Origin of the sequence: Streptomyces alkaliphilus, from assembly GCF_014141535.1 — a bacterium.
GTDB lineage: Bacteria > Actinomycetota > Actinomycetes > Streptomycetales > Streptomycetaceae > Streptomyces > Streptomyces alkaliphilus.
Genome location: NZ_VKHT01000558.1, coordinates 1 through 3476 on the forward strand (window position 1 = coordinate 1; position 3476 = coordinate 3476).

A 3476-nucleotide genomic window follows, 5' to 3' on the forward strand; every position below is an offset into this window, starting at 1 on the left:
GGGCGGGGAGGTGATGGGGAGCATGTGCGTGATCGACGACCGCCCCCACGCCTGGAGCCCGGCCGAGTTGACCACCCTGGCGGCCATGGCCCGGGCGGCGGGCAACGAGATCAACCTGCGGACGGCCCTCGCCGTCACGCGGGAGGCCCTCCTCGGTGCCCGCGAGGCCCTGGAGACCTCCGAGACGTTGGCCCGAAGCCTCCAGGACAGCCTGCTGCCCCCGGTGGTGCAACAGGTTCCCGGCCTGGAAACCGCCGCCTCGTACCTGCCGGCGGCGGGCGGTACCACCGTGGTCGGTGACTTCTACGACCTCTTCCACGCCCGGGGGCCCTGGTGGTCAGCGGTCATGGGGGACGTGTGCGGCAAGGGAACCGAGGCCGCCAAGGTCACCGCGCTGGCCCGCTACACCCTGCGGGCCGAGGCCACCCGGGCCCTCTCACCCGCCGTGGTCTTCGACCGACTGAACGACGCGCTCCTCGCGCAACGCGGGGGCGAACGCTTCCTGACCGCCGTCCAGGCCACCTTCCGTACCACCGCGGGCGGGGTCGCGGGACGACTGTGCACGGCGGGACATCCCCCGGCCCTGATCCGTCGTGCCGACGGGCGGGTGCGGGAGGTCGGTCGGCACGGCAGCCTGCTGGGGGTCCTCTCCGAGGTGCGCCTCACCGATGTGCGTTTCCGGTTGGCCCCCGGTGACACACTGCTGCTCTACACCGACGGGGCCACCGAGGCCCGGGCCCGCCGCACCGGCGATTCCGACGCCCGGCCGTTGTTCGGCGAGGAGGCCCTGGCCGCCGCCCTGGCCGGTTGCGAGGGGCTGGACGCGGAGGGCACCGTTCGCCGACTCGGCGAGGTCATCGCCGAGCACAGCGGGGACTGGGCCGGCGACGACACCGCGCTGTTGGCCCTGCGGGTCCCGCCCCGACCGGCTCCGGCCGGCGTGGAGGACTTCGGGGCGGTGGACCGGGATCGATGAGGACCGTCCGCCCGGGGTTGCCCGAAGGGAGCCCGGGGCCGGCGGCCCGGTGCCCCGAGGCCGGCCGGGGAGCCCCCCGAACGGCCCGTCCGGTGGGTCGCGTCCTTCCGTGGATGACGGCCGGCCGGGCCGCATCGATCCCGCTCAGCCGGGTGCCGGACCCCGCCCGCCGCTCCCGGATCCACCGGTGTCCGGCCCGTCCGTGCGGGCGGCCTCCCGTCCGCACTTCTCGGCGGCCCGCACCACCATCTCCTCCGCGACCCGCAGCACCGCCAGCCGCCGCTCCTCGGAGCCGACCTCCTCGTCGAGGTGCTGGGCGATGGCGAACACCCCGGCGTGCATCGTGTAGAGCGCGGCGACGGCGCGCACCCGCTCCTCCAGCGGCGCCCCGGGCGGGCTGATCAACCGGGCGATCACCCGGGAGCGCTCCTTGAAGCGCTCGTGCAGGCTCAGGTCACGGATGACCGCCGCGTTCTCCTGCATGAAACGGAAGAGGTCGGAGGCGTCCTCCAGGGCCAGGCTGTAACGGCGCAGGATCTCCCGGGCCGTTTCCACCGTCCGGGGCTGTTCCCGCCCCCAGGCGATCAGCTCGTCGATCGGCCCGGTGAAGTCGTCGTGGATCGCGACGAGGATGTCCTCCTTGGTCTTGAAGTGGTAGTAGAGCGCGGCCTTGGTGACCCCGATCTCCTCGGCGATCTCGCGCAGCGAGGTCTTCTCGTATCCGTGGGCGGCGAACAATCGCAGGGCCACGTCCCGGATGCGCTGCCGGGTGTCGCCCCGGCGCACCCGCGTGCTCCCCGTATCCGTCATGTCCGGCCACTCCCCATCGCTTACTTGACGCCCGGCTAGTTGCAGGCGTATCTTCCCCAGTGTAACGAACTAGCCGGTCGGCAAGTAAGTGGGGTGGCCGACCATCCGGGGAGAGCATGAGCCAGATCACCGAACCCGAAACGGTCCCGTCCGGCAAGCGGCCGCGTGGCGTGCGCGTCGTGCTGTTCGCGCTGATGATCGGTGTCCTGCTCGCGATGCTCGACAACATGATCATCGCCACGGCGATGCCGACCATCGTCGGTGAGTTGGGCGGCCTCGCCCACCTCTCCTGGGTCGTGACCGCCTACACCCTGGCCACCGCCGCCTCCACCCCCATCTGGGGCAAGCTCGGCGACCTCTACGGCCGCAAGGGCATCCACCTGACCTCCATCGGCATCTTCCTGGTCGGCTCCGCCGCCTCCGGCCTCGCCCAGACCATGGGCCAGCTGATCGGCTTCCGTGCCCTGCAGGGCCTGGGCGCCGGCGGACTGCTGGTCGGCACCATGGCGATCATCGGCGAGCTGATACCCCCGCGCGAGCGCGGTCGCTACCAGGGCCTGTTCGCGAGCGTCATGGCCGTCGCCATGATCGGCGGCCCGCTGCTCGGCGGCGCCCTCACCGACCACCTCGGCTGGCGCTGGGCCTTCTACATCAACCTCCCCCTCGGCGCCGTCGCGCTGATCATGATCGGGCTCGTGCTGCACCTGCCGCGCCGCCGCTCCCGGGCGCGCATCGACTGGCCCGGAGCCGCCCTGCTGGTCACCGGTATCACCTCCCTGGTCCTCCTCACCACCTGGGGCGGCGGCGAGTACGCCTGGACCTCTCCGATGATCATCGGCCTCGGCGCGCTCGGGGTGGTGACGATGGTCGTGTTCGTCCTCGTCGAGCGCCGCGTCTCCGAACCGCTGCTGCCGCTGTGGCTCTTCCACAACGTCAACTTCTCCCTGATCACCGCGATCGGCTTCCTGCTCGGTTTCGTGATGTTCGGCTCCATGGTCTTCCTGCCGCTGTACCAGCAGAGCGTCCAGGGCGCCTCGGCGACCGACTCCGGCCTGCTCCTGCTGCCGATGCTGCTGTCGATGATGGTGGTCTCCATACTGGTGGGCCGCACCATCACCCGCACCGGCCGCTACCGGGCCTTCCCGATCATCGGTGCCGGCCTCGTCACCACCGGGCTCTTCCTGCTCTCCACCATGGACGCCGACACCACCACACCGGTCTCCGGCGTCTTCATGGCAATCCTCGGCGCCGGCATGGGCTTCCTCATGCAGCTGACCCTGCTGCTCGCGCAGAACAGCGTGGACATCCCCCACATGGGGGTGGCCTCCTCCACGGCGACCCTCTCCCGCACCCTCGGCGGTTCCTTCGGTGTCGCGATCCTCGGCGCCTTCTTCACCGCCCGGGTCACCGGCGTACTCGGCGACGCCGCCGGTGGCGCCACGATCGAGATCTCCGAGACCGGGGCCCAGCTCGACGCCGCCTCCCTGGAAGCCCTTCCCGAGGCCGCCCGTCGGGCCTACGAGGAGGCCGTCTCCGCCGGTACCCACATGGTCTTCCTGGTCGCCGCGATCCTGTCGATCATCGCCTTCGCGCTCTCCTGGTTCATCCGTGAGGTGCCGCTGCGCGGTGGCGGGACCCCCGCAGCCAGGGGCCCGGCCCCCGACACCGCCACCGGTGCCCCCGTCGTGCC

The 3476-nt window shown here is 71.7% G+C and carries 3 protein-coding genes; 2 read left to right on the top strand and 1 reads right to left on the bottom strand.

The annotated features are described in order from the left end of the window. Positions 1-976: PP2C family protein-serine/threonine phosphatase (locus FNQ90_RS16620; protein WP_182607102.1), on the top strand; the 976-nt coding region annotated here is incomplete at its 5' end. Positions 977-1120: 144 nt separating this feature from the next. Here FNQ90_RS16620 and FNQ90_RS16625 read toward each other — a convergent pair. After that, positions 1121-1786, bottom strand: coding sequence for a TetR/AcrR family transcriptional regulator (locus tag FNQ90_RS16625; protein WP_182607103.1), 666 nt, complete (start codon positions 1784-1786; stop codon positions 1121-1123). Between the two features lie 116 nt (positions 1787-1902). Here FNQ90_RS16625 and FNQ90_RS16630 point away from each other — a divergent pair. Further along, the coding region (locus tag FNQ90_RS16630; protein ID WP_182607104.1) for an MDR family MFS transporter at positions 1903-3476 on the top strand (1574 nt) is incomplete at its 3' end.

What these genes read in the sequence shown, in the direction of transcription:
- FNQ90_RS16625 (WP_182607103.1), bottom strand. Translation starts at nt 1,786, where the DNA reads ATGACGGATACGGGGAGCACGCGGGTGCGCCGGGGCGACACCCGGCAG.